This window comes from Arthrobacter sp. M2012083, assembly GCF_000281065.1.
GTDB lineage: Bacteria > Actinomycetota > Actinomycetes > Actinomycetales > Micrococcaceae > Arthrobacter.
Genome location: NZ_AKKK01000001.1, coordinates 97,684 through 122,909, shown reverse-complemented (window position 1 = coordinate 122,909; position 25,226 = coordinate 97,684). Strand labels below are relative to the sequence as shown.

Here is a 25,226-nt window from a genome sequence, read left to right as displayed (position 1 = left end):
ATAGAGTGCGGTCGAATGCGATATTGTGACGCGAATCTCGCCGAAAGCTTGATTCCGAGGCCTGGATGCCTTCTAATCCTTGGGGCTTAACCCAAGACGTAGTACTTCAGGAACGCGCTCACATCCACCAGTTCGGGCAGCTCGATCCTGTGCCCCATCCCCGGATAGGTCCGAGCCGTCAGGGCGACGTTGGCGTTCAACCACTCCTCGGTGTGGGCAATGGCGGCCTCGTTGATGACCGGATCGGCCTTATCCCGTCCCCAGAAGAAGGGTGGTGGAGCGTCAAAGGACTCACTTAGGGCCAGGAGATCGTTGTCCAGGACGAATCCGGAGAGGCCAACCGTTGCCTTGAACGCGCTGGGCCGCAGGCGGAGGAGCGTGCTGGCCATAGCCATGCCCTGTGAATAGCCCAGCAGGCTGACGCTGCTGTGGTTGTCCTTGACGGAGTTGATCCAGTTGAACACCGAGTTGGTGGACGCGATGACATCCGCGAAGTCGTTTGTCAGGAAGTAATCCAGCAGGAACCAGCCGTAGTGGTCACCGATGACTTTTGGGCCCCGAAGCGCCGCGCAGGTGAACTCGCCGGGAAGGTGCGGGAAGAGATCAACCATGCGCTGCTCGCTGGTGCCATACCCGTGCATCATCACCAGCAACGGGGTGCCCTTGCGCTGGTTTTCGGGCTTCGACCAGACCACTGATTCCATGGGCACGAGCCTAGTAGACTGTGCCCATGACTCCGCAGGAACTGGCCAACCTGGCTCATCTGCGGCGCGCCCGCGACTTCATCGACCGCGAATACGCGCGTCCATTGGACGTGCCCACTATGGCAGCCGGCGCTTTGATGTCCCCCGCACATTTTTCCCGCCAGTTCAAAGCTGCCTATGGCGAATCACCGTACAACTACCTCATGACAAGGCGGATTGAACGCGCTATGGCGCTGCTCCGGGCGGGAACAAGCGTCACTGACGCCTGTATGGAGGTGGGCTGTACCTCGCTGGGCTCGTTCAGCACCCGCTTCACGGAGATCGTGGGAATCAACCCCAGTGAATACCGGGCCCGGGAGCACCACGCCGTGAAGGCCATGCCCAACTGCATCGCGAAACAGCACACCCGCCCTGAAAGAACTGGTAACAAGAACCTGAGCAGGATTGAAGAAGCGCCCGCGTCATAGCTGCAATAGCGTGTGACTCATGAACATTTCATTGAAGTACGCACACGTCACAGTCAACGATGTCGATGAGTCTCTCGCCTTCTACCGGGACGCCCTGGGTTTCGTCGTTCGGAACGACGTCGGCTCCGACGGCCAGCGCTGGGTCACTATCGGCAGCGATGCCCAGCCTGACCTTGAGCTGGTGCTTTCCCCGCCGCACGCAGGCCGCTCACAGGCCGACGGCGACGCCATCCAGGAGCTCCTCACCAAGGGCGTCATGCCCATGCTCGTGTTCACCACGGATGACCTCGACGCCACCTTCGAAAAGCTGCGCGCTTCCGGCGCCGAGGTACTCCAGGAACCCATCGACCAGCCGTGGGGCCCACGCGACTGCGCCTTCCGCGACCCTTCGGGCAACATGATCCGCATCAACCAGGGCTAACCGCACCCCCAGGTTTCACAGCCCGAAAGCACGACGGCGGGATGTCACCGTGGGCACCCACGGCAACGTCCCGCCGTCGTCGTTCTCCTGTTGTCAGAGACTCATCAGGCTGGCATCCGACCGCTCGCCGCCCTGATGCGTAGAGGTGATCGCCGCAGTCACGACGTCGGACAGCCGCAGCCGCCGGCCATAGGCTTGCCGCTGCAGCCGCTCGCCGGTTCCGCGCCGGAGGATGTTCGCCACCCCTGTCCGCGCGAGTGCCAGATCTCCGGATTCCGTCAACGCCCGTCGGACGTGCCGCAGCAGGGCACCAGCCACATCAGCAGCAGCATATGGCGCCCGCTCCAGCGGGTGCAGAAGTTGGTCGTTGATGCCGAAACGGCTGGCCTTCCAGTTGGCCATGCGGATCACCGGCGTCAAAGTGCTCGACGGCGGGTCCCCCTTGCGCCACTCGCTTGCCGACGTTTCCACAAGGGCACGTGCGAGGACCGCAATGGTGAGGGCGTCTTCGGCGTAGAGGCAGACGTCGGCAATCCGAAGTTCCACCGTCGGGTGTCCCCTGGACAGGCGGGCGTCGAAGTAGATCATGCCCTCATCCAGTGGAACCCCGGTCCCTAGCAACTCTGCAAGCACCGCCCGGTATCCGTCCGCCGAGCCGAAAACATCCATAGGACCCGCCGTGGGCCATCTGTTCCAGATCTGCGTGCGGTAACTGGCGAACCCCGTGTCAGCGCCCATCCAGAACGGGGAATTGGCGCTCAGCGCCAAGAGGACCGGCAGCCAATGGCGCATTCGGTCCAGGACAGCAACTCCCTCCTCCGGCGACTCGATGGACACATGGACGTGGAAGCCGCACGTGAGTTGCTCGCGGGAAATCAGGCCAAATTCCGTGCCCATGGCGGCGTAGCGCTGGTTGCCCGTAGTGGGCGTGGCATGGAAGACCGGCGGGGTGGCCAACGCGGCAACCCGCGCCCCGACAGCCCGGGCAGCTGAGTCGGCCATCGCCCGCCCGGCGCGGATCTCGGCCCTCAGTTCCTTGGCGGTCCGGCAGGGCAGCGAGTTGACCTCAATCTGTTCCTGTTTGAACTCCGACTTCAGCGAAGGCTCTTTAGGGTTTGGCTCCGGTCCTTCGGGGGAGGCCACGTCCAGGATGTCGGCGGCCAATGCCAAGGGCATGCCGTCCACCGGATCGGCAATGAGTAGTTCCTCTTCGACGCCAAACGTACGCATAGCCACCCCTCCCCGCGACAAATTATTTAGAGACGGCGGTTATCCAACGTGGCGAGGAACCTCCATTTGGAAACCGCAACGGCAGTGGAGCACCTGCGTCTGCAAGTACACCTCAAGGAGGCTGGGACTGCCCGGATCTTCAGTGGTCCGGGGTGCCTCGATGACGCGTTCCGTGGGGCGCCCCAAGGTCATGGGATCACCGCAGTGGGTGCAGCTGAACCAGAGGCCCGCTGCAGACGTGGAAAGAAATTCACTCTGGATGGCGGGAACCAAAGCATCCAGGCGGACTGCGTGGGCGTAAAACGTATCGCATTCGCTGCAGGTGTAGCTGACTTCGACGATCTCCGACTGATTCGGTGTTGCTTCCACAACCGTCTCTACGAAAATGTAGGAATCAGTATTGCAAACGGTGCACCAAGGGCGTGCTCCGGTATCGACAGTTGCAGGTGCCTGTCCGCTTGAAGGCTTCGAGGCGGGAATCGGGGATCCAAGCGTCATTGCCATTCTCCTTTTTCTCCTTCAAGGAGCCTGCATGGTGGCACGCTGTGAGCCGGCCGAAAGGGGCCACGGCTAAAAAGGTGCAGTTCTTGGACCATCCGGGATGGCACAACTCATGAGGCTCCAAGGGCTATCTGCTTAACCCATGTATGAATGTAGTTCACTAGTGGCGCCCGTCACAAGTGATGGAGTTGTCGGCTACCCCTTGTGCGTGCACTTCTAGGCTTCGAAGTGCGCCACGGGAGCTTCGTTGGCCACGCTCTTGACGATAGCCTCTGCCACGTCCCGCAGCTTCTGGTTCCGGGTGCTCGATGCCTTCTTGAGGATTTGGAACGCTTCTTCCTGCGTACAGCGGTTTTGGCCCATGATGATTCCACTGGCGAGGTCAATCACCGTCCGGGTCTGCATGGCTTCCTGCAGATCGTCAGCGTGTTGCTGCTTCACGCCAATCCGCACAGCCAGCCGCAGCGAGCGCTCGGCTTGGCTCGCGTAAAGTTCGCAATTGCGGATGGTGGCGTCATCAAATGCGTGGGCTTGCGGGGCGAAGAAGTTGAGGGCTGCGGTGGCTCCTTCGTCCAATTCCAGGGGAACGCAGAGCGCGGAAAGATGTCCCCGCTCGGCAATGACGGTGCAGTACTCCGACCACCTTTCTTCCGTTGATGTGTCGGGAACGTGCTGGGTGCCGTGGCTTCGCATGGCCTCCAGGCAAGGACCATCCCCGTACGCCTGCTGAACTTCATCGATCAGCCTGGCTTCATGGGTGCTTCCAGCTACCGTGGCCGTGCGGCGGCGCCGACTGAGAGTGATGCCGCAGAGCACATCCATACCCACGGCCTGCGACACGGCAGAAGCTGAAAAAACCGCGAGTTCATGCAGAAATCCGCCTACATCTTCGCTGTCTATCACCAGGTCCTGCAGCTGCTCGGGCACCGAAACATCGTCGGGCGCAGAGACAGCATCAGGCGCCGCAAAATCAACGTTCATTTCGTCCATGCCTCATTTTACGGTCGCCGAAGCCCAACTCGGCACCCGATTGGCGATGGAATCAGAATCCTTGCATCTGGCGTGCACCTATGTGCACAATCGACCTATAGTCCACATCACAGGACTCAGGTTTTCCAGCTCATGCAGACGGGCACCCCGCATTTTTGATGCAGAGGTACAGACCCATGCCGGCTCAGCCAGCGTCCAGAGTCCCTGACGAAGCACATCAACCACCCGATGAACCGCTTTGGTGCTCGCACTGCAATACCGACCAGCACCTCCTGGTGAATTCCATTCAGTCCCACTATCCGCCCGCGCCCAACATGGTGGATGTGGCGTACGAGTGCCATGTTTGCCGGTACTCCTATGAACATGTCGCCTCCGTACGACGCGTGGCCGCGGTCCTGAACCGCCCCGGCGTCCCCCAAGGCGTTCTGCAATTCGGCGGCCAGTACCTCCACTGCGGTGAACCTATGAAAACCAAGAGCTGCGAGCTTCGCAGGGTCCAGGCACCCCTGGTGCTGACTCCGGGAGCGCAGCTGCGGATGTACGAAGTACTTATCAATACACGCATCCTCGGGTGCCACTGCGGATTCCGCATGGAAATCCCGGACTGAGATTGAGGACGACATGGGGAGCGACACCACGATGAGCTACACCAACAATTCTGGAGCTACCGGGAGGGATGGCATGCACGCAGAGTCGAAACAAAAAGAGCCTTCGGCCACAGGTGGAAGGCTGGGGCAAACCGGGAAGCGCCGCCTGCCGGATCCGCCGGATCCGGACAACCTTCCCATCGACTACCCGGGCTCGGGGTGGGACTCCGGCAGATATCCCTCTGCTGTTCCGGGAAGCCTTCGGCCGCAACACTCCGCCCACCGGCGGAGCGCCTGATCATGAGTGAATTCCCGCCGGACCCCTCGCATCCTGATCCCACCCGCGAGCCAGGACCCACACCTGAGCCCGTTCCGTTGCCGGAACCAGGGCCGCCGCCCGTGCCGGACCCCACGCCGGGACCCACAGTGCCCTCCCCACCAACTCCGGGGCCCCCAACACCAGGAGAACCGCCTGGGCTTTTGACCTAGCCCACACCGGCAAGGAAACCAGGCAGGTTCATTCCACAGACCGGATCCCGTATACATCCCCCAGTCGGGATCCGAACGAGGGCATGCCGCGCTACAGGGAGCGCGGCATGCTCTTTTCCTGCGCCTGGGGTCTACTTGCCACCCGGACTTATCCGCCAACATCTGCGTTTATGTTGTTTTCTATTGACTTCCCAACATAAACAAAGATAGAGTCAAGCAATTCCACATCGTTGTGACAGCAGTCACTGATGTGGCTGCACTGATAAGCAGCTTGACCGCAATGGAGGGTAAGTGTTCGCCGAAGAACGCCAGCAACTGATCTCCGCACTCGTCGCAGAGCGCGGACGGGTGAGCGTCACTGACCTTGCCGACCGTTTCAGCATCACCACTGAGACAATCCGCCGCGACCTCGCGGCCCTTGAGGTTTCCGGGAACCTGAGGCGCGTTCACGGCGGCGCCGTCCCCTCTGACCTCCTGAGCACACGCGAGGAGAGCATCCTTGAGCGCGCCGTCCAGCGTCAGGAGGAAAAACTCCGCATCGCTAACGCGGCGCTCGCCCTTATCCCGCAACTCACCACGGGAAGTGTCCTCCTGGACGCGGGTTCCACCACCGAAACCCTCGCCGACCTACTGGCCCAGCGCACGCCACCGGCCAACGGAGATGATGAGCTCGTAGTCATCACGCACGCCATCCCCATCGCCGGCAAGCTCTCCTCCACGCAGGGCATAGCACTCCAGATTCTTGGCGGCCGTGTCCGCGGACTGACGCAGGCCGCCGTCGGGCAGTCAACCGTGGAGGCAGCTCATAAACTTCGGCCGGACATTGCCTTCGTTGGTGCCAACGGCATCCACGCAACGTTTGGGCTCAGCACCCCGGATCCCGAAGAAGCCGCAGTGAAGGCCGCTTTCGTAACGTCAGCCCGCCGCGTGGTGGCCCTGGCCGACTCTTCCAAGCTGGACGCCGAAACACTGGTCCAGTTCGCCACCCTGAAGGATGTTGACACATTGATTACAGACAGCGAACCGTCCGCGGAACTCGCAGCCGCCTTGGCCGATGCCGGGGTCGATGTGGTGATCGCATGATCATCACTTTGACCGCCAACCCGAGCCTCGACCGCACAGTTGAGCTTCCCGGCGCACTGGCCCGCGGTGAGGTTCAGCGTGCGGTGTCCGTCCACCAGGAATCCGGCGGAAAGGGTGTCAACGTTTCAAGGGCGCTGGCGGCCTCCGGCCTGGACACCCTGGCAGTCCTTCCGGGCGCCGATTCGGATCCTGTCCTGTCCGGACTGCACGACGGCGGCGTGCCGTTCGCGGCGCTCCCCATCGGTCAGGCGCTGCGCAGCAACGTGACGCTCACCGAACCAGATGGTGTCACCACCAAGATCAACGAACCCGGCCCGGAATTGAGCAGTGAACAGCAGGAAGCCCTGATCGGGTTGCTGCTGGAACGCTCCCGTGGCGCCAGCTGGGTGGTTCTCGCAGGCTCACTCCCACCAGGAGTGCCCGCGGATTTCTACGCCACCATCGCTCGTCGACTCCGGTCGAACGCGGACGGAACGGCCGCCCCAAACATCGCCATTGACTCCTCCGGGGCGCCGCTCGCGGCCGCCTTGGTGGGCGATGCCGCAGGAAAGCCCGACCTCCTCAAGCCGAACGCGGAAGAGCTCGCAGAGCTTGCCGCCGCCGCCGGTTTTACCAATGTCTCCACTGCTGACGAACTGGAAGCGGATCCGGCCAAAGCCGCTGAAGCTGCAGCCGCCGTCGTCGCCAGCGGTGTAGGTGCCGTTCTCGCAACACTCGGGTCCAAAGGAGCGGTCCTCGTGACGGCGGACGGAGCATGGTTCGCCACGCATCCGCCCATCAAAGCCGTCAGCACTGTGGGCGCCGGGGACTCTTCACTGGCCGGCTATTTGCTGGCTGCAACCCAAGGTGGCTCTGCGCAGGACTGCCTTCGTCAAGCCGTGGCACATGGTGCCGCTGCTGCTTCGCTGCCGGGCTCCACTGTCCCGGCAGTCCACCAGACAACCCCCGATGCCGTAACCATCACGGCCCTCCAGAAGGACTCACAGTGACCCAGCTGATCACACCCCAATTGGTCACCCTCGACCAAAATCTGGGCGACTCCCCTGCCGACGTCATCCGCGTCCTGGCCGGCAAAGTTGCCGCCACCGGCCGTGCTTCCGAGGTTGAAGGCCTCTTCGCCGACGCCTTCGCCCGCGAGCAAAAGACCGCAACCGGAGTTCCCGGCGGAATCGCTATTCCGCACTGCCGCTCCGCTGCTGTCCAGGAACCTGCCTTAGCCATGGCGCGCCTGTCCCACAAAGTGGACTTTGGTGCCAAGGACGGCCCCGCTGACCTCATCTTCTTCATCGCAGCCCCGGACGGCGCTGACCAGGAGCACTTGAAGCTGCTCTCCAAGCTTGCCCGTTCGCTGATCAAGAAGGACTTCACGGCGGCCCTGCGTGCGGCAGCCACCGAGCAGGACATTGTGGACCTCGTTGACGGTGCGCTGGCCGACAAGCCGGCTGCAGCACCTGCGGAGGCTGCACCCGCTGCCGCTACCGCCAGTACGACGACTGCAGCACCAAAGCGCATCGTGGCCGTGACCGCTTGCCCCACTGGTATTGCGCACACGTATATGGCCGCCGACTCGTTGGTTGCCGCCGCCAAGGAAATGGGTGTTGACCTTCAGGTCGAGACCCAGGGATCCTCTGGCGCCAAGCCGCTGGATCCGGCAGTGATTGCTGCGGCCGACGCCGTGATTTTCGCCGTCGACGTGGACGTTCGCGGCAAGGAGCGCTTCGCTGGAAAGCCGGTCATCAACGCTCCGGTCAAGCGCGGCATCGACGAGCCCACCAAGATGGTCCAGGAGGCTTTGGCCGCTGCCGAAGACCCGCACGCCCGCCGCGTTCCGCACTTCGGCGCCGAAGAGCAGGCCGAGCGCGCCGAGGAGGAAAAGGGTGAGCACATCGGCCAAAAACTGAAGCGCGCAGTCCTCACCGGCGTGAGCTACATGATTCCGTTCGTTGCCGGTGGTGGCCTGCTGATCGCCCTCGGGTTCCTGCTGGGCGGCTACGACATCACGGAAGTCGCGGACAAGGTGGTGTTGGAGAACAACTTCGGCAACCTGCCCGAAGGCGGCCTCGCGACATACCTCGGCGCTGTGCTGTTCAAGATCGGCGCCCTGTCCATGAGCTTCCTGGTCCCGGCCTTGGCAGGCTACATCGCCTACGCCATCGCCGATCGCCCGGGTATTGCGCCGGGCTTCGTTGCCGGCGCCGTATCCGGCTTCATGGGTGCAGGCTTCCTGGGCGGCATCGTCGGCGGTCTCCTGGCCGGCTACGTCGCTCATCTGATCGGGACCTGGCAGGTACCACGCTGGCTTCGTGGCCTGATGCCCGTGGTCATCATCCCGCTGCTTGCCTCCATCGTCGCTTCGGGCCTGATGTTCCTGGTCCTGGGCGGACCCATCGCTGGCCTGACCGTAGCGCTGAACAACTGGCTGACCGGCATGAGCGGCGCTTCCGCAGTGGTTCTCGGCATCATCCTTGGCCTCATGATGTGCTTCGATCTCGGCGGTCCCGTCAACAAGGTTGCCTACGCGTTCGCAGTAGCCGGTTTGAGCGCGGGCAGCGCCGACAACCAGGCACCGTGGCTGATCATGGGCACCGTCATGGCTGCGGGCATGGTCCCGCCGCTGGCCATGGCACTCGCCACTGTCCTGAACAAGAAGCTCTTCACCCTCAACGAACGCGAAAACGGCAAGGCAGCCTGGCTGCTGGGTGCATCCTTCATCTCCGAAGGTGCCATCCCGTTCGCTGCAACTGACCCGCTGCGCGTCATCCCGGCCAGCATGGTGGGCGGCGCCCTCACCGGCGCCCTCTGCATGGCCACCGGAGTCACCTCCCAGGCACCCCACGGCGGCTTCTTCGTCTTCTTCGCCATCGGTAACCTGCCGATGTTTGTCGTCGCCATTGTCGCGGGAATGGTGGTCAGCGCCCTGGCCGTCATCGCCCTCAAGCGCTTTGCAGTCAAGAAGCCGGTGGAAGCGGAACCCGTTCCTGCTACTGCCAGCGTCTAGAGCCACCACGGTCTAGACTTCCCACACAGCAACCCCACACCACAGCCACCCTTCACAAAGAGGAGCACCAATGCCAGAACGTACAGCCACCATCGCAAGCCGCGTCGGCCTCCACGCCCGCCCGGCGGCCATTTTCGCTGAAGCAGCCGGAGACCTGGATCTCGACGTCACCATCGCACGCCAGGGCGAGCCCGCAGACGACGCCATGGACGCCGCCAGCATCCTGTCACTGATGAGCCTGGGTGCTTCCCACGGCGACGTTGTAGTCCTGCGCGCCGAAGGTGAAGGTGCGGACGCAGCCCTGGACAGCCTGGTAAAGATTCTCGAAACGGACCACGACGCAGAGTAGGGACACCCAAAACCCTCAGCGACACGCAAAGAGCCTGGTGCCACCCGGATATGGGTGGCACCAGGCTCTTTGCATGTCTGAGGTAGTTTTCCTTGTCTTGTTTGAGGTGCTAGGGACCGGTGAGCTCGTCGAGATGGCGCGAGAGCACGCTGAGCATCGGACCCGCCTCCGGGAGTTCACCGCTCCACAATCCATGCATCGCGATCCCATCCAGGAGCGCACGCAAGCGCTGGGCTTCATAGTCGGGGTCGCGCCCCGGGTTGAACTGTCCCGCTTCGGCCAGGAGCTGGAGGGCAACGTGACACACGCGGTCTACTCCCTCGCTGAGCCTGATCGCGGCAGGACGTAGTGCACTATCCGTCAGTGAGAGGACACCAAGCTGCACCTGCGCCACGAGTTCCAGCCGCCGTTCCTTGTCGAGAGGAAGCAACTGCAGGAGCAAGCCATCAACCAAGGCCCGGCCAGTGAGCTCAAGGGCGGCGATTCGGGCGGTGACCCGGTCCTCAATGAGTTGCAGGCAGAACTCCCTCAGGGCATGTTGCGTGGCAAACGCGCGCCTCAGTGAAGCGGCGGCGATGCCCGCTTCCGCTGCCACCCCGCGCACGGAAAGGCCCGAAAGACCCTCACGTTCCAGCACCCGCAAGGAAGCGTCCGCTATTGCTGTGCTGCGTGCCTCTGCATCGATTCTCCGGGGCATGGTTTCAGCGCGACAGGGTAGCAGCGGGAGTAGTGCGGGCGGCTTTCTTCGGCCAGATCGTGTAGCTCAAGGCCCAGACGAAGTCGATGGCGAAGATGATGCCCAGGATGCGGAAGAAGTCCGAGAGGGCTGCGGTTCGTTCGGGGTCGTTGACGAGGAAGATGATCGCTCCCAGTGCCGCTGCTGCGATGGCAACTGCCAACGCCGTAAGGAGCACATCCCTCCAGCATTTGATGGTGTAGCGGGTTCCGGTAAGTCGCTCCGGCGCAGGTCCGCCCGCGAACCGATGCTGGAAGTGCGCATCGGCCCAGGCCACCATGCGCTTGCCGTACGCGACAGAGACACCGATGTAGATCGCGGCGAGTCCGTGGTGCCATGAGGCTGTACCGCCGCCCAGCAAATCGACGGCGACCAAGGCAAGCAGGATGGCGTCAATAACCGGAGCAAGGATCAGGAGAGCTTCGCCCAGGCGGGGACGACGCAGCAGATACCGTGCTACGAGCCCGGCGAGGATCGCCACCCAGAACCCTATTTCACACACCACGATTGCGAACAGAATCATTACCGCCCCCAGACGCCCAGCCATCAATTTTTATTAGTACAAGTGTACTCACAAAGTGACGGGTCGTCTCGGGGGGAGCACGGTTCAACTCGGGGCTTCTCCGTTCAAGTAGGCGGCAACCGATGCCTCCGTTGGCTTGACGTCCTTGAGGTCCTCCGAGAGGTAACCCTCAATAATCCGCGGATCCACATAGGAGGAGCGCGCCACCGACGGGGTGTTGCCCAACAGCTCCGACGCTTCCTTGATGGCCCGGACAATGGCCTGCCTGGGCGTTCCCTTGTGCCCGGACTTGATGAGGCAGAGTGCGGCGGCGGCAGTGCCTTTCCAGGTCCGGAAATCCTTGGAGGTGTACGCGTCCCCTGAGATGCCCCTGAGGTATTCATTGATCATGGACGCATCCACCGACACCCAGGTGCCGTTGGCCTGGTAAGCAAGCAGCCGTTCCTTGCCGGGACGATCCGCCAGCGGCTCCAGGAAGGCTGCCAAAGCGGGGTCGTGGATGGATGTGTCCCACAACTGGCCGCTCTTCCCGGGGAACTTCAGGAAGACATCCTGCTCTTCCACCCGGGCATGGCGGCATCGAAGCGTGGTGAGCCCATAAGAGCCGTTCTGCTTCATGTAGACCTCGGAGCCAACGCGGAGCGCACCCAGATCCATGAGCCGTACTGCAGCGGCGAGGGTCTGCTGGCGGGGATCCTCGGTGTTCTGCAGGTGCACTGTGACGTTGCGCCGAATCGCAGGCAGGACCAGGCCCAGCTTGGCGGCCCGAAGGAACTTCTCGGTGTCCTTACGTTCCCGCCAGCGGGGATGGTAGATGTACTGGCTGCGCCCTGCACCATCCACGCCCGTGGCCAAGATGTGGCCGTGCTCGTAAGGGCTGATCCATACATCGGTCCACGCAGGCGGGATCGCCAGCGCATTGATACGCTGGCGATCCTCTTTACTGACCAGGCTTCCGTCGGGATGCCTGTAACTGAACCCTTTTCCTACCTTGCGGCGGACGATGCCGGGCTTGGACAGGTCACTGCGCTTAAGCCTGGGCACGGTTCTTCCGCCCTACTCGTGATCGAACCGGTCCGGAAGTCCTAGGCCTCGTCCGGATCCGTCACGGCAGCACCGGCATTCATGATTTCCGCGTTGATCATCCACACCAGCTGCTCAAGGCGGGAGATGAACGCGTGAAGCAGGTCCGCCGTCGTGGGGTCTTCCTCGTCAACTTCGTCATGAACATCGCGCATGGTCTGGACCGCACGCTCCACGCGCTCAGTGACCAACTTGACGGCGTTCTTGGTGTTCACCAGGCCGGCCGGGAATTCCTCCAAGCGCGTGCCCTTGGCGATGGTCGCGCTGCGCCCGTCCGGCAGGGCGTGGAGCGCACGCATACGCTCAGCGGTGTCGTCAGCGAACTGGCGGGTGGCGAGGACCAACTCGTCCAGCTGGAGGTGGAGATCCCGGAAGTTCGGCCCCACAATGTTCCAGTGTGCCTGCTTCCCCTGGAGCTGCAGCTCGATGAGGTCGGTCAGGACAATTTGAAGGTTATCTGCAAGCTGCTGTGACGCTTTCATGTGTTCCTCTCATGGACGTTCATGTGAGCCAAAAACGCGCCGCAAAATGTCTGCGGCAACTGCCCAATCATCAGGTGACGACTTCAATAAGCCTTTCATAAGGATGCTTAGTAGTACAATGAGGAGTGTTACTGTTCACGACTGGCGAACTTCGCTCCTCAACGAAGGACGCGCCGTGATAACTGAAAAGGCACTTTGAGGCCGTGGAACGCCTCCAAGTACCGGCATAACTCAATCGAAGTAAATCGGAATGCATAGTTGGGAATCGGCGATCCATCAAAGATTCCCCCAGAAAGGAATGTGCTGACCATGAATACGCTTCTGATCATTGCTGGTGTAGTAGCAATTGTTCTTCTCTTGGTAGGCGGCTTCACCGAAGCCCTGAGCTGGTTGCTGTGGGTAGGCGTCATCCTCCTCGTCATTGCGGCCATCGGCTGGTTGCTGAGCTTCATGTCGGGTCGCAGGGGACACACGGTTTAGACCAGCACCGGACACGCCCCACACGAACCTAAAACGCAGGCCTCAGCCACTTACAGACCGCGAGGGCTGTTCCCACCACTGCAAGTGCGTCGGGAACAGCCCTCCGGCATCAACCGTCGCCGTCCGCGCTTTTACCGGTCGTCGAAGGTGGTGGGGCCGCATCAGGGTCCTGGGGTGTCGGGAACTCGTCACCAAGGGTGTCGGGTACTCTCTGGGCCGGCCTCTCCGGCGTCTCGCGTTCATCGCCCTGACCCGGCATTTCCTGTTCCGGGGTAGGGGTGCCGTAGCCGCCGGGTTCACTCTCCGGGTCCACGCGGTGTTCGTCCTGGCTCATTGCTTCCTCCTTGGAAATCCTATGAGGCCCCGATAGAAATGATCGAGGAATAGCTGACAGTTCGACCGTAGCCCCGCGCATGGTCGTCGTCCACCAAAACCACAATGGAGGTGCACAGATGGTAGAGCCGGAGCAGGCTCCCAGGACCGGCAGGAACGAGTCCACCGAGGAACGGATGGACAGGAACTGGATGGAACTGATCCAGGAGCTACGTGTCCTCCAGACCGGCGTCCAAATTCTGGGCGGCTTCCTGCTCACGCTTCCCTTCCAGGAACGCTTCGAACTCCTGGACGACTGGCAACGGAGTCTCTACCTCTTCAATGTGATGGTGGCGGCGGTGACCACCGTCCTCATCGTGCTCCCGGTCAGCGTCCACCGACGACTCTTTCGGCGGGGCCTCAAAGCAACCCTTGTTTCCAGCGCCGACGTCGTCACCAAGTGGGCATTGGGTGGCGTTGCACTCCTGATCGTGGGCTCCGCCACCTTGGTATTTGACTTCACAGCAGGGCGAACCGCTGGTTTGGTGGCTGGGGGCTTCATCATTCTTGTTCTATTGCTCCTCGTGGTGGGCACACCGCTATGGCTGCACCGCCGCGCCGTCCGGAACGGCAACGGCAACGGCAACGGCGGAGATGCAAGAGAGGTGTGAGCGTGCTGAATCCCGCCAAGCACCAGAACACCCACGATGCCGGCGACTAATTAATTCCAAGAAAGGAAGGCATCATGCCGGGAAAGAAAAACTCCAGCTTGAAGGACCCCAAACTTTATGAAGAGCTCCGCGAGGATGGAGCATCCAAGGAGAAGGCTGCCCGCGTCTCGAACGCTGCCGCGGCCAAGGGCCGCAAAGAAGTAGGACGCAAGGGCGGAAAGTCCGGTGATTACGATGACTGGACTGTGGACAAATTAAAGTCGCGCGCTAAAGAGCTTGGCCTCAAAGGCTACTCGGATAAGAAAAAATCCGAGCTCATCTCAATGTTGCGAAATCATTAGTTATCAATCCTGAAGCCGGGGGGCCGGCCGCAGTTTCTTCAACCAGGCCTCAGTCTGGGCAACATGCGAGGCTGCCGCGGTGGCCGCCAGCGTTGGATCCTTACGGGCGATCGCGTCCACGATCGCGCCATGACCCACTGTGCTGCCCTCGCGCACTTCAACTCCTTCTTCACCCTCGAAGATGCGGAAATGCCCACCCCGGGAACGGAAAAGACCAACAAGCGCCGCAAGGGTCGAGTTGCCACTCGCACGGCAGATCTCCTCATGGAACTGTGAATCCAGTTCGGAGTATTCGGTAGGGTCTGTTGTAGCCTCCATGCTCTCCACGAGCGCCGTCAGCTTCGCAAGGACCTCCGGCGTGGCGTTGGCTGCAGCCGCAGCGGCAGCATGGGATTCCATGAGCCGGCGGATCTCAAAGAGTTCCAGCAGTCCGTCGAGCGGGAGCAAATCCACCAGGAGGGCAAAATTCTGGAGGATGACTGTCGGCTCAAGCGAGGATACATAGGTTCCCGAACCGTGCCGTGATTCCATGACGCCCAGGGCAGACATGGCTCGCACCGCCTCCCTCAGGGAGCTCCTCGACACTCCGAGCTGAGCGGAGAGCTCGGCCTCGGGTGGGCACTTTTGCCCCGCCGCGAGTTCACCAGAGGCAATCTTGTTCCTCAGGCCCTGCATAGCCGTCTCGACAGCACCCAAGTACGTCGCCTCCTTCAGATGTCCGTATCACGCTACCGCACTGGGCGTTCAGTACGGTTGAAGTGATCCATTGTCATGCCTCTTGAATCAAGAGATCGTACCTTTATCCCAAATTTATGGGGATTATGCGGCAAAAAGCCCTCCTTGGCGCTCAAGTCATCTTATGACTATTTGGAATTGTCCGTTGTGTCGCCATGACCTGTGATGTAACTTACAGAGCGTTGACTCATCCCGCCGACGAAGGACGCCGTGTTTCCAGCACCTCTGACAGCCCCCCGCCCGATGTTGACCCCAGAGGGCCAACCCGCAATGGCTGACTGGAGCCTTACACCGTCCAAGGTCCACCTCAACCACGGTTCATACGGGTCCGTTCCCCGGGCAGCCCAAGCGCAGCAACGGAAGCTCAAAGAGCTCATGGACCGGAACCCCTGCCCTTGGTTCATGGGCCAATTCGAGCTGGTAGCCACGGCGAGAAAGGAGATCGCAGAATTCCTCAACGTCGACCCCCAACACCTGGCCCTTGTCACCAACGCCAGCGCGGGTGTTAGTGCCGTGTACAACTCGCTGCTCTTCGCACCCGGCGACGAGATTGTGACCACCAATCACGCCTACGGTGCTGTGTTGCAGGGCGCGGAGCGGGTGGCCCGGCGGGTCGGCGGACAGGTCCGGATCGCGGAAATCCCGCTCGCGGCGGATGCGGATGAGGTCTGCGCACGGGTCATGGCCCAAGTAACTCCCAGAACGGCCCTCATTGTGGTTGACCAGATCACCTCGGCAACTGCCCGCGCCTTTCCTGTGCAGGAGATCGCCCGCGCGGCTTCCCTCGTGGGCGTGCCCGTGCTGGTGGACGCAGCACATGCACCCGGTGTGTTGGAGTTCCCTGTTCCGGACTTTGAAGGGTTCTGGGTTGGCAATCTCCACAAATTTGCCTGCGCGCCCAGGGGAACCGCAGCGTTGGTGGCGCGGGGACCACAGGCTCAGGGGTTGGAACCACTGATTGATTCGTGGGGCTTTCCTTACCGTTTCCCGGAGAACTTCGACCACGTCGGCACGCAGGACGTTACCTCGTGGATGGCGGCGCGAACTGCATTCGACACCATAGAAGACCGTTATGGCTGGGCGGCTTTCCGCAGCTATGCCGAGGAACTCTGCGATTACGGCCAATCACTGATCGGCGAAGCGTTTGCTGCTGCGACCGGCCGGAACCCGGCAGTGGACGTTGGCATGGAGGTTGGGCCCCTGCGCCTGGTCCGCCTGCCGGAGGGCCTCGCCACAACCCACGAAGATTCCCACACAGTCCGCGGCTATATCTCGGATCAACTGGACATCGAAACAGCCATCACCACGTTCAACGGGGAGGGCTATCTGCGGCTTTCAGCCCATCTCTATAACTCCCCCGCGGATTACGAAATCTTCGCGGAAAGAGCTGTTCCGGAACTCGTCCGGCTCGCCCGATCCCTCTAGACCCCACCCGCACCCCAAGCGGTGCAATCACTCAAACTAGTCAACGGAGGACCCACGTGAAATCCAGAATTATGGCATCTGCGGCAGCAGGCCTGGCGGCTGTTCTTGCACTCGCGGGGTGTGGAGGAGGCCAAGCGGCCAGCGACGGCAAGGTCACCCTGAAGATGGTGGAAAGCCTCACCAATCCCACCCGCACGGAAACCCTGAAGAAGCTCCTCTCCGGCTTTGAGCAGGCAAACCCGGACATCAAGGTGGAGCTGATTTCACCGCCCACTGATCAGGCCGACCAGAAGATCCAGCAGATGCTCCAATCCGGCAAGGGCATTGATGTTGTGGAAGCCCGGGACATCACAGTGGGATCCTTCGGTGCCAACAACTGGCTGTATGACATGACCAAGGATCTGGACGGCTGGGACGGCTGGAACAACCTGACGGAGAACGCCGTCACCTATTCCAAGCAGAATGGCAAGACCTATTACATCCCGTACGGCTTCTACGGGCTTTCCCTGTTCTACCGTTCGGATCTGGTCAAGGAGGCCGGTTTCGACGGTCCGCCGAGCAGTTGGGAGGACATGGCGAAGCAGGCCGAAGCACTTAACAAACCCGCCGAGAACAAGTTCGGCTATGCATTCCGCGGCGGTACCAACGCAAACTCCAACGCCGTCGCCATCATCGAGGCCTACGTGGCTGACGAGATCGACCGGGAGAACGCCTTCAAGCTGACCAGCGGCAAGACGATCTTCTCTTCCCCCAAGGCCCAACAAGCCATGGACCTCTACATCGACCTTTTCAAGAAGGGATCCCCTCCGTCGTCGGTGGCGTGGGGTTATCCGGAAATGGTGCAGGGCTTCAGCAACGGTTCCACGGCCTTCCTGCTGCAGGATCCTGAGGTCATCGCCACCGTCAAGGAGTCACAGGCCATCAAGCAGGACCAATGGAACGTTGCGCCCTTGCTGGTGGGACCGGGCGGCAAGGCGATCCAGCCCGTAGCTTCCGCCGGCTGGGGTATCGCGGAGTCTTCCAAGTCCAAGCCCGAGGCAGTCAAGCTCATCAAGTACTTGGCGCAAGGAGACGCTGCCACAACCTTCAGCAAGGACAACAGCCTGGTTCCCACCCAGAAGTCTGCCGCCCAGGACACTTTCTACAGCACCGGCCCGTGGGCGGCCTACGTGAAGATGACTGAAAACCCTGACACGTACGTCTCCGCGATCCAGCCGCGCAGTGTCTCTTGGTGGACGGAGTGGATCAAGAAAGCCGACGGCGAACTTCAGCGCGTCCTTACGGGGCAGATGTCCACGGCTGACCTGCTGTCCAGTTGGGACAGCTACTGGACCGAAAAGATGAAGGGATAGCTTCCGGTGACTCTCGACGTCAAGCAGGCCGCACCGCCCCCTTCGGGGCGGAAAGCCGCGCTGTCGGAACCCGGCAGGGGCAGCTCGTCCAAGCGACGGTTCAACGGCCGGACCGCGTTGACCTTGCTGGCTTTCCTGGCGCCGGCTGCGGTTTTCGTGGGGATCTTCACGTACTACCCCATGACTGCCGGCAGCCAAATGGCGTTCCGGAACTGGAACCTGAATGACCTTTCCGATACGTCCTGGGTTGGCTTTGGGAACTTCAGGAGCCTGTTCGATGCTCCCGAATTCGGCACGATCGTCCGCAATACCGTGGTGTGGGTCGTTGGCTCGCTGGTTCCGCAGGTTGTCATCGGCTTCGCGGTGGCACTGTTCCTGAAGCGGCGGTTCCGGATGCGCGGAGCGTACCAGGCCATGATCTTCTTCCCGTGGGCTGTGTCCGGGTTCCTCATCGGCATGCTGTTCCGCTGGATGTTCAATGCGGAATTCGGGGTGGTCAATGACCTCCTGATGAAGGCGGGGCTCATCAGCTCACCTATTCCGTGGCTGTCCGATCCCGGCTTCGCGATGACAGCGATCATCATTGCCAATATCTGGTACGGCGTGACCTTCTTCGCCATCATGATCCTCGCGGCGCTGCAATCGGTGTCCGATGAAATGTATGAGGCCGCCGCCTTGGATGGCGCGGGCAAGGTACGGACATTCTTCAGCATCACGCTGCCAAGCATCTCCACGACACTGGCGCTAACCATCCTGTTGCGGGTGATCTGGATCTTCAATTTCCCGGACATCATTTTCGCCATGACCGGCGGCGGGCCGGCGGACCAAACCCACATCATTACCACGTACATGATCAAAATTACCCAGGAAGGCGACTACGGCAAGGCGTCCGCCCTTGGATTGATCGTGATGGTCACCCTCATGCTCTTTGCAGCCTTCTACCTCATGGCTGTCCGCTTTCGAAAGGCAGACCGATGATCAACAGTCCCACGCTTATTGGCCGGGTTTCAAAGATCGTCTTTTTGGGCCTCTGCCTGATCGTCACAGTTTTTCCGCTGTACTGGATCGTGGTGACCTCCCTGAAGGAACCGGGGGCCATCTATTCGCTGCCCTTGGATTACTGGCCAAAGCAGTTGTCCTTGGACAACTACATTGGGCTGTTCACGAAGTCGGACTTCGGCCAGTACATGCTCAACAGCCTGGTGGTGGCGCTGGTGGCGTCCTCGGTGGCCACACTCATCTCGCTGCTCTCCGCGTATGTCCTGGCAAGGTTCCAGTTCTCCGGACGCGGGGCTGTGCTTGGTGCGTTCCTCATCACGCAGATGATTCCCGGGTTCATTGCCTTGGGCCCGCTGTATCTGATGATGACGGACTTCGGCTTGGTTGATTCCAAGACCGGCCTGATCCTCATTTACATCGCCATCTGCATCCCGTTCTGCACCATCATGCTCCGTGGCTTCTTCGAGAACGTCCCCGACGCCTTGGAAGAAGCCGCCATGATTGATGGCTGTTCGAGGCTGAGTGCGCTTTTCAGGGTGATCGTTCCGGTGATGCTGCCGGGCATAGCGGCGAGTTTCGTGTTCAACTTCGTGAACTGCTGGAACGAGTTGTTCCTGTCCGTGACACTCATGAACAGCGACAGCAACAAGACCATCCCGACGGCGTTGGCCGGCTTTATCTCCAGCTTCAACATCGATTGGGGCTCCATGTCCGCTGCCGCAGTTTTGACAGTTGTTCCCACACTGGTGATCTTCGCCTTTGCCAGCAAGTTCATCGTCCAGGGACTTACGGCGGGCTCAGTCAAAGGCTGAACCAAGCACACAACAGGAAAGCAGCGCCAGGTTTCTGGCGCTGCTTTCCGTTAACGCCCGACGCCGGTTCACGCCTTTTTCTTTGCCCGCACCTTTGGTTTGCTGGCAGTTTTGCTGGCGGCAGCGGCGTCGTCGTCCGCTTTTTCCTTGCCGCGTTTCTTGTCCAGGCTGCGCTTGAGGGCTTCCATGAGGTCGATGACGTCCCCGCCCTCGCCTTCGCCTTCCGTGGCGCCGAATGTAGCCTCGGTGTCCAAGGCCTCGCCCTTTTCCAGTTTCGCCTCAATCAGCGTTCGGAGCTGCGCTTGGTAGTCGTCGGTGTATTCGTCGGGGTCAAAGTCGTGTGCCATGGATTCCACCAAGGCGGAGGACATTTCCAGTTCCTTGTCGGAGATCTTAATGTCGGTCTCCAACGACGGGAACTTGGCCTCCCGGACCTCATCACCCCACAAGAGTGCCTGCAACAACAGCACGTCCCCACGTACCCGCAGCGCACCCAAGCGGGTCTTCTGCCGCAACGCGTATTGGACGATCGCGATCCTGTCCGTGTCCTCCAGTGTCTGCCGGAGAAGCATGTACGCCTTGGGCGATTTGGAGTCCGGCTCCAGGAAATAACTGCGTTCGTACATGATGGGGTCCAGCTGCTCGGCGGGGATGAACTCCACCACCTCAATTTCGCGGCTGTTCTCTTCCGGCAACGACTTCAATTCGGCCGACGTCAGGACCACTGTGCGGCCTTCTTCTTCGTAGGCCTTATCGATATCCTCGTACGCCACCACGTCGCCGCAAATTTCGCATTTCCGCTGGTACCGAATGCGCCCGCCGTCCTTATTGTGGACTTGGTGCAGGCCAATATCGTGATCCTCCGTGGCACTGTAGAGCTTCACTGGTACGTTGACCAGACCGAACGCGATAGATCCCTTCCATATGGCCCTCATGCACCCAGTCAACAGCACAACACAGCAGAGGAGAAGAGGTGGCAGGCAAGCAACAGGAGCGGGTGAACGTGGAAGGCCACGAACTCACGCTCACCAACTTGGGGAAAATCATTTACCCGGAAACCGGCACCACCAAGGCAGAAGTGCTGGAGTACTACGCCGCCGTTGCGCCTTTCCTGATCCCGGCCGCTGCCAATCGTCCCGTTACCCGCAAGCGTTGGGTCAACGGGGTGGGGACCGCCGAACATCCCGGGCAAGTATTCTTCCAGAAAAATCTCGAGGACTCCGCCCCCAAGTGGATTCCCCGCGCAGCCATCCAACATTCGGACCACACCAACGTTTATCCCATGGTCAACAACCTGGCGACGCTCACGTGGATGGCCCAGATCGCTTCCTTGGAAATCCACGTTCCCCAGTGGCAAGTGGACCCCTCAGGAAAGCCACTCCGCCCCGACCGCTTCGTCCTGGACCTCGATCCAGGCCCTGGCGCTGGACTGCCCGAGTGCGTTGAGGTGGCCAAGCTGGCCCGCTCCATCCTTCAGGACATGGGCATGGATCCTGTCCCTGTCACCAGCGGCAGCAAGGGCATTCACCTCTACACCGGCCTCGACGGGACCCTCAAGTCCGAGCAAGTTTCCGCCTTCGCCAAAGAGCTCGCCCGCGCCTTGGAATCGGATCATCCGGAGCTGGTGGTCAGCGACATGAAGAAGTCCCTCCGCCACGGCAAAGTGCTGGTGGACTGGAGCCAGAACAGCGGGAACAAGACCACCATCGTCCCCTATTCGCTGCGAGGCCGTGCTTTACCTACCGTTGCCGCGCCGCGTACGTGGCGGGAACTCTCCTCCCCTTCGCTGGACCACCTCGACTACTTGGCCGTGATGAAGCGCGTTGCTACCGGGAAGGACCACTTTGCGTCCATCTCCGACCGGCACCTGCCGCCTCACGGTGAGGATGAGAATGACGACGACGGCGCTGCTTCGGGTGACTCCGGTGCCCGTGAGCGTGTGGTGACGGTCGAGAACCGTCTCGCCAAGTACGTCGGGATGCGCGATCCGGGCAAGACCCCGGAGCCGTTTCCGTCGTCGTCGGTTGGTTCTGCCACCCCGCACTCCGGAGGCTCCTCTTCCGATCAACCCAAACCCGGCGATGCTCCACCTCCCGGAGGCATCTTCGTCATCCAAGAGCACCACGCCCGCCGCTACCACTTGGACCTCCGTTTGGAGCGCGACGGCGTCCTGGCGTCATGGGCGCTGCCGCGAGGCATCCCGGAAACCCCCGACCGCAACAACCTTGCCGTCCACACCGAGGACCACCCCATGGAATACGCCAACTTCGCGGGCGTGATCCCCAAGGGTGAGTACGGGGCCGGGACCATGACCATTTGGGACCGCGGCGAGTACACCTGCGAGAAGTGGCGCGATGGCAAGGAAGTGATTGCGACCCTTACGGGCGAGCCTGGCGGCGGCCTCGGTGGAACCAAACGGTTCGCGCTCATCAATACGGGTCAGAACTGGCTCATCCATCTCATGAAGGAGCAGCCGGGGGGACGGCGGGCTTCCTCCGCCAGCTCGGCGAAATCCGAGGCACGGCCACCTGTAACCAAGCATGCCGCTCCCCAACCCATACCGAACTACACCCCCATGCTCGCCACCTCCGGGACCACAGCCGATCTCCGCGGCGGTGATTGGCTGTATGAACTGAAGTGGGACGGAATCCGGGCGATCATCACCGGCACCGAGGGCAAGATCCGACTCATGAGCCGCAACGGAAACGATCTCACCGCGGCCTACCCCGAACTGACGGACCGTGCATGCTGGCCCGACGGCGACTTCGTGGCTGACGGCGAAATTGTGGCGCTGGGCAAGGGTTCCCGGCCTGATTTCGGGCGGCTGCAGCTCCGGATGAACCTGGTCAAGGCTGCGGACATCGAACGTGCCCGTACAACGGTTCCGGTGCAGCTGATGCTGTTCGACCTTCTTTACGACGGCGGCACGGACTTGAGCGGGCTACCCTTCCGAGAGCGGCGCGAGGGGCTTTCCGGGTTTGCGGGGCGCCTGCGCAAAGATTGCCCGCTGCATCTTTCGGCAATGTTGGACCACGATGTAGAGGACCTCATGACCAGCGCCGCCGAGCTGGGCTTGGAAGGTGTCATGGCCAAGAAGGCCGACAGCCGCTACGTGATTGGTCGCCGCAGCAGGTCTTGGATCAAGCTGAAGCTGGAGCAAAGCCAGGAAGTTGTGGTAGGCGGTTGGCGTCCCGGAGCCGGGGCCCGGGCCGGGACCTTCGGAGCGTTGTTGCTGGGTATCCCCGACGGCGACAAGCTGCACTACGTGGGCCGGGTGGGCACTGGCTTCAAGGACTGGCAGCTCCGGGACGTCATGGAGAAACTGGAGCCCCGGGTGGTGAGTGACTCCCCCTTCGCCGACATTCCCCGGGAGGATGCCGCGGGTGCAATGTGGGTGAGCCCTGACCTGGTGGCCGAGGTGACTTTCGGTGAATGGACAGGCCCCGGCCGGCTACGGCACCCGGTGTGGCGTGGGTGGCGTCCGGACAAGTCCGCTGGCGAGGTAACGCTGGCCGGCTCATGAACCAGCCCAACCTTGGAAACCAGAGGCCCGTCCTGACGGTGCAGTAAGGGCTGGTTTGTCCCGAAGCTGGGCTGGTTCGTAGGGAGTTGACGTTAGGAGGAGTGCGGCATCTGCGGGCGGCTGGTTCTGTGGATCGCCGTCACAGCTGCGCCTTGGCCCATACGGCCGTGGGCTTGGTCGCGCTCTTTCGGGTGGCGACGTTTACCGTTACCGTCAGGCCACTGCCTGCTCTGGTCACCGCCCAGTGCAACGGCGATGGTGGTCGGCTCGGGCATCGGTGCCATGTCCATGGACTCCACCAAGTGGCTTGCAACCTCAGGATTGATGCGTTCGGAATCGTGATTCGCAGTCATGGTTCTTCCTTTCCAGTGTGCCGGTATTTCCAGTGTGCCTGTCCGCAGGTTTTACCAGCGGACCTTCTTCTCGGTCTTGGCCTGCTTGCCGCTGGCGGAGGTTGGCTTATGCCCCTTGCCGGTGCTCTGCCAGCCGGCCGGTGCACCGCCCCCGGATTTGCTGGCCAACATGGCCTTTTGGGCGTCGGTCAGCTTGGACTTGATGCCGCCGGAAGCCAGGGTCTTCTTGTTTTCGGAAGGGTTGGCAGTCATTCGTGGACTCCTTAAGTCTGAGTCCTGAAGAGACACGTATCCCATGTCGTTGCGGTTCGGGAAAAAGGCGTCGAGAACGGGAACGGCATGGAGGCAGGGCCTCAACAGGCGTGGATTTTTGTCAGGTGAAACTCGGCTGTGCCGCTTAGGCAGAGGCCGGTCTACTCAAAAATCAGTGTTCCCATGCCTCATACCCTAACCAAGTCCCGGCGGATTTGTGAACCCTTCACCTGCAGGTTCTTCGCGCTCCACCGGAAATCGTCCTCGGCTAGCATGGCAAACGTGACCCGGAGAGCATCCATCGCCTCAACCCTGCGTGCCGCCGGCTGCGTTTTCGCGGAGGACGAAGCCCAGCTGCTCATTGATGCCGCCCACCATCCGGACCAGCTCAACCGCATGGTGGACCAACGCCTTCGCGGACTGCCCTTGGAACACGTTGTGGGGTGGGCGGATTTCTGTGGGACGCGAATTTCCGTGGAACCCGGCGTATTCGTGCCGCGGCGTCGCACGGAGTTCGTGGTGCGAGTGGCGGCGATGATCGCCAAACCCGGAGCCGTCGTCGTCGACCTTTGCTGCGGTTCCGGGGCGATAGGTGCAGCACTCAACGATCTTCTGGGGAGCTGCGAGCTGCACGCGGCAGACGTTGACCCCGCTGCGGTTCAATGCGCGCGCCGCAACGTTGAGCCTCGTGGCGGCCGCGTCTATCACGGTGATCTCTACGCGGCACTCCCCCGGGAACTCCTCGGTAAAGTAGACGTGCTGCTCGCGAACGCGCCCTATGTTCCTACGAAGTCCATCGCGATGATGCCGCAGGAGGCGCGGCTCCATGAGCCGAGGGTAGCGCTCGACGGCGGTGCCGACGGTTTGGATGTCCAGCGTCGCGTAGCGCTGGGCGCGGCTCAGTGGCTGGCGCCGGGCGGGTCCCTGGTGATGGAAACCTCCAGCCAGCAGGGGCCGCGCACCGCCCAACTCATGGGGGAGGCGGGGTTGCTCGCGAAGGTGGTCTCGAACGAAAAGTTGGACGCAACCGTGGTGCTCGCGGCACACGGGCAAGCCCTTCAAACCATCAGCTTTTAGGCCCGAATCCGCTCTGTTAAGTGGGCTCTGCTAAACAATTTGATAACAACGTGCTCCCGAGGGCAAAAACGAGCCCCGGATCCGCATGATTGCAGGGCAAGAGCGGGTAATGAGATGCAACACAGCTAGGCAATTCGCACCCTCATAAGGCCCAAAAATCGGATCTCAACTCGGGTTTTCGGCCCAAAACGCGTAAAATTGAAACCCTGCCCAGAGCGGGGCAGCAGAAGTCGCAAGCAAATGACCTCCCT

At 61.5% G+C, this 25,226-nt stretch carries 29 protein-coding genes; 16 read left to right on the top strand and 13 right to left on the bottom strand.

Translation table 11 applies throughout. The features are described 5' to 3' along the window. Positions 1-86 precede the first annotated feature (86 nt). Positions 87-704 (bottom strand): alpha/beta hydrolase, encoded by a 618-nt coding sequence (locus A477_RS0100655; protein ID WP_017197117.1) that lies wholly within the window; start codon positions 702-704, stop codon positions 87-89. Between the two features lie 26 nt (positions 705-730). Between A477_RS0100655 and A477_RS0100650 the strand changes: the two genes are divergently transcribed. Continuing rightward, positions 731-1,171 (top strand): helix-turn-helix transcriptional regulator, encoded by a 441-nt coding sequence (locus tag A477_RS0100650; RefSeq protein ID WP_044567994.1) that lies wholly within the window; start codon positions 731-733, stop codon positions 1,169-1,171. Positions 1,172-1,190: 19 nt separating this feature from the next. Further along, the gene (locus A477_RS0100645) at positions 1,191-1,592 is read left to right on the top strand and encodes a VOC family protein (protein ID WP_017197115.1); all 402 of its coding nucleotides are present in this window, start codon (positions 1,191-1,193) and stop codon (positions 1,590-1,592) included. A 93-nt stretch (positions 1,593-1,685) separates the two neighbouring features. On the opposite strand, the gene A477_RS0100640 is transcribed toward A477_RS0100645, so the two are convergent. The 3 genes from A477_RS0100640 to A477_RS0100630 all read right to left on the bottom strand — a co-directional run bounded on the left by A477_RS0100640 (position 1,686) and on the right by A477_RS0100630 (position 4,313). Further along, the gene (locus A477_RS0100640; RefSeq protein WP_026005255.1) at positions 1,686-2,822 is read right to left on the bottom strand and encodes a glutamate--cysteine ligase 2; all 1,137 of its coding nucleotides are present in this window, start codon (positions 2,820-2,822) and stop codon (positions 1,686-1,688) included. A 39-nt stretch (positions 2,823-2,861) separates the two neighbouring features. After that, positions 2,862-3,320, bottom strand: a complete 459-nt coding sequence (locus A477_RS0100635; protein WP_017197113.1) for a hypothetical protein — start codon at positions 3,318-3,320, stop codon at positions 2,862-2,864. 219 nt (positions 3,321-3,539) lie between these two features. Next, entirely contained in the window at positions 3,540-4,313 is a 774-nt protein-coding gene (locus tag A477_RS0100630) for a GAF and ANTAR domain-containing protein (RefSeq protein WP_017197112.1), read from the bottom strand. Positions 4,314-4,588: 275 nt separating this feature from the next. On the opposite strand from A477_RS0100630, the gene A477_RS22830 reads away from it, so the two are divergent. The 5 genes from A477_RS22830 to A477_RS0100605 all read left to right on the top strand — a co-directional run bounded on the left by A477_RS22830 (position 4,589) and on the right by A477_RS0100605 (position 9,819). After that, positions 4,589-4,921 (top strand): hypothetical protein, encoded by a 333-nt coding sequence (locus tag A477_RS22830; protein WP_237715684.1) that lies wholly within the window; start codon positions 4,589-4,591, stop codon positions 4,919-4,921. A 759-nt stretch (positions 4,922-5,680) separates the two neighbouring features. After that, positions 5,681-6,472 carry a DeoR/GlpR family DNA-binding transcription regulator gene (locus tag A477_RS0100620; RefSeq protein WP_017197110.1) on the top strand — a complete coding sequence of 264 codons (792 nt, stop codon included), beginning with the start codon at positions 5,681-5,683 and terminating at the stop codon, positions 6,470-6,472. Then, positions 6,469-7,461, top strand: coding sequence for a 1-phosphofructokinase family hexose kinase (locus tag A477_RS0100615; protein ID WP_017197109.1), 993 nt, complete (start codon positions 6,469-6,471; stop codon positions 7,459-7,461). The genes A477_RS0100620 and A477_RS0100615 overlap by 4 nt, the downstream gene beginning before the upstream one ends. Further along, complete coding sequence (locus tag A477_RS0100610) at positions 7,458-9,470, top strand: PTS fructose transporter subunit IIABC (protein WP_017197108.1); 2,013 nt, start codon at positions 7,458-7,460, stop codon at positions 9,468-9,470. Before A477_RS0100615 ends, A477_RS0100610 begins: the two co-directional genes overlap by 4 nt. A gap of 70 nt (positions 9,471-9,540) precedes the next feature. Continuing rightward, on the top strand, positions 9,541-9,819 hold the full coding sequence (locus A477_RS0100605) for an HPr family phosphocarrier protein (RefSeq protein WP_017197107.1): 279 nt from the start codon (positions 9,541-9,543) through the stop codon (positions 9,817-9,819). Between the two features lie 109 nt (positions 9,820-9,928). Here the strand turns inward: A477_RS0100605 and A477_RS0100600 are convergent, their stop codons facing one another. The 4 genes from A477_RS0100600 to A477_RS0100585 form a co-directional block, all read right to left on the bottom strand. Then, on the bottom strand, positions 9,929-10,516 hold the full coding sequence (locus A477_RS0100600) for a TetR/AcrR family transcriptional regulator (RefSeq protein WP_017197106.1): 588 nt from the start codon (positions 10,514-10,516) through the stop codon (positions 9,929-9,931). 4 nt (positions 10,517-10,520) lie between these two features. Then, positions 10,521-11,078 (bottom strand): hypothetical protein, encoded by a 558-nt coding sequence (locus A477_RS0100595; RefSeq protein ID WP_017197105.1) that lies wholly within the window; start codon positions 11,076-11,078, stop codon positions 10,521-10,523. A gap of 84 nt (positions 11,079-11,162) precedes the next feature. Then, positions 11,163-12,122, bottom strand: a complete 960-nt coding sequence (locus A477_RS0100590) for a DNA topoisomerase IB (RefSeq protein ID WP_017197104.1) — start codon at positions 12,120-12,122, stop codon at positions 11,163-11,165. Positions 12,123-12,163: 41 nt separating this feature from the next. After that, positions 12,164-12,643 (bottom strand): Dps family protein, encoded by a 480-nt coding sequence (locus A477_RS0100585; RefSeq protein WP_017197103.1) that lies wholly within the window; start codon positions 12,641-12,643, stop codon positions 12,164-12,166. A gap of 309 nt (positions 12,644-12,952) precedes the next feature. Here A477_RS0100585 and A477_RS23410 point away from each other — a divergent pair, with 309 nt between their 5' ends. After that, positions 12,953-13,123 carry a hypothetical protein gene (locus A477_RS23410; RefSeq protein ID WP_017197102.1) on the top strand — a complete coding sequence of 57 codons (171 nt, stop codon included), beginning with the start codon at positions 12,953-12,955 and terminating at the stop codon, positions 13,121-13,123. A 109-nt stretch (positions 13,124-13,232) separates the two neighbouring features. Here A477_RS23410 and A477_RS0100575 read toward each other — a convergent pair whose 3' ends face one another. Further along, a complete protein-coding gene (locus tag A477_RS0100575) occupies positions 13,233-13,457 on the bottom strand; it encodes a hypothetical protein (protein WP_017197101.1) in 225 nt (74 codons plus the stop codon). A gap of 118 nt (positions 13,458-13,575) precedes the next feature. On the opposite strand from A477_RS0100575, the gene A477_RS21845 reads away from it, so the two are divergent. After that, on the top strand, positions 13,576-14,106 hold the full coding sequence (locus tag A477_RS21845) for a DUF6328 family protein (protein ID WP_044568000.1): 531 nt from the start codon (positions 13,576-13,578) through the stop codon (positions 14,104-14,106). Positions 14,107-14,180: 74 nt separating this feature from the next. Further along, positions 14,181-14,447: a DUF7218 family protein gene (locus tag A477_RS0100565; RefSeq protein WP_017197099.1), complete on the top strand. Its 267-nt coding sequence runs from the start codon at positions 14,181-14,183 to the stop codon at positions 14,445-14,447. Positions 14,448-14,450: 3 nt separating this feature from the next. Here the strand turns inward: A477_RS0100565 and A477_RS0100560 are convergent, their stop codons facing one another. After that, positions 14,451-15,143, bottom strand: a complete 693-nt coding sequence (locus A477_RS0100560; RefSeq protein ID WP_026005254.1) for a FadR/GntR family transcriptional regulator — start codon at positions 15,141-15,143, stop codon at positions 14,451-14,453. 309 nt (positions 15,144-15,452) lie between these two features. Between A477_RS0100560 and A477_RS0100555 the strand changes: the two genes are divergently transcribed. The 4 genes from A477_RS0100555 to A477_RS0100540 are packed head-to-tail and all read left to right on the top strand — an operon-like array spanning position 15,453 to position 19,770. Beyond that, positions 15,453-16,607: an aminotransferase class V-fold PLP-dependent enzyme gene (locus A477_RS0100555; protein ID WP_017197097.1), complete on the top strand. Its 1,155-nt coding sequence runs from the start codon at positions 15,453-15,455 to the stop codon at positions 16,605-16,607. Positions 16,608-16,663: 56 nt separating this feature from the next. After that, on the top strand, positions 16,664-17,959 hold the full coding sequence (locus A477_RS0100550) for an ABC transporter substrate-binding protein (RefSeq protein WP_026005252.1): 1,296 nt from the start codon (positions 16,664-16,666) through the stop codon (positions 17,957-17,959). Between the two features lie 6 nt (positions 17,960-17,965). After that, the gene (locus A477_RS0100545; protein WP_017197095.1) at positions 17,966-18,937 is read left to right on the top strand and encodes a carbohydrate ABC transporter permease; all 972 of its coding nucleotides are present in this window, start codon (positions 17,966-17,968) and stop codon (positions 18,935-18,937) included. Beyond that, a complete protein-coding gene (locus A477_RS0100540; RefSeq protein ID WP_017197094.1) occupies positions 18,934-19,770 on the top strand; it encodes a carbohydrate ABC transporter permease in 837 nt (278 codons plus the stop codon). The genes A477_RS0100545 and A477_RS0100540 overlap by 4 nt, the downstream gene beginning before the upstream one ends. Positions 19,771-19,838: 68 nt before the next feature. Here the strand turns inward: A477_RS0100540 and ku are convergent, their stop codons facing one another. Beyond that, positions 19,839-20,705, bottom strand: a complete 867-nt coding sequence (gene ku, locus A477_RS0100535; protein ID WP_017197093.1) for a non-homologous end joining protein Ku — start codon at positions 20,703-20,705, stop codon at positions 19,839-19,841. A 38-nt stretch (positions 20,706-20,743) separates the two neighbouring features. Between ku and A477_RS0100530 the strand changes: the two genes are divergently transcribed. Further along, a complete protein-coding gene (locus tag A477_RS0100530; protein WP_017197092.1) occupies positions 20,744-23,293 on the top strand; it encodes an ATP-dependent DNA ligase in 2,550 nt (849 codons plus the stop codon). Positions 23,294-23,385: 92 nt separating this feature from the next. Here the strand turns inward: A477_RS0100530 and A477_RS0100525 are convergent, their stop codons facing one another. Both A477_RS0100525 and A477_RS0100520 read right to left on the bottom strand, forming a co-directional pair. Beyond that, positions 23,386-23,646 (bottom strand): hypothetical protein, encoded by a 261-nt coding sequence (locus A477_RS0100525; RefSeq protein WP_017197091.1) that lies wholly within the window; start codon positions 23,644-23,646, stop codon positions 23,386-23,388. Between the two features lie 51 nt (positions 23,647-23,697). Beyond that, positions 23,698-23,898: a hypothetical protein gene (locus A477_RS0100520; protein WP_017197090.1), complete on the bottom strand. Its 201-nt coding sequence runs from the start codon at positions 23,896-23,898 to the stop codon at positions 23,698-23,700. Positions 23,899-24,081: 183 nt separating this feature from the next. On the opposite strand from A477_RS0100520, the gene A477_RS0100510 reads away from it, so the two are divergent. Next, complete coding sequence (locus A477_RS0100510) at positions 24,082-24,975, top strand: putative protein N(5)-glutamine methyltransferase (RefSeq protein WP_017197089.1); 894 nt, start codon at positions 24,082-24,084, stop codon at positions 24,973-24,975. Positions 24,976-25,226 lie beyond the last annotated feature (251 nt).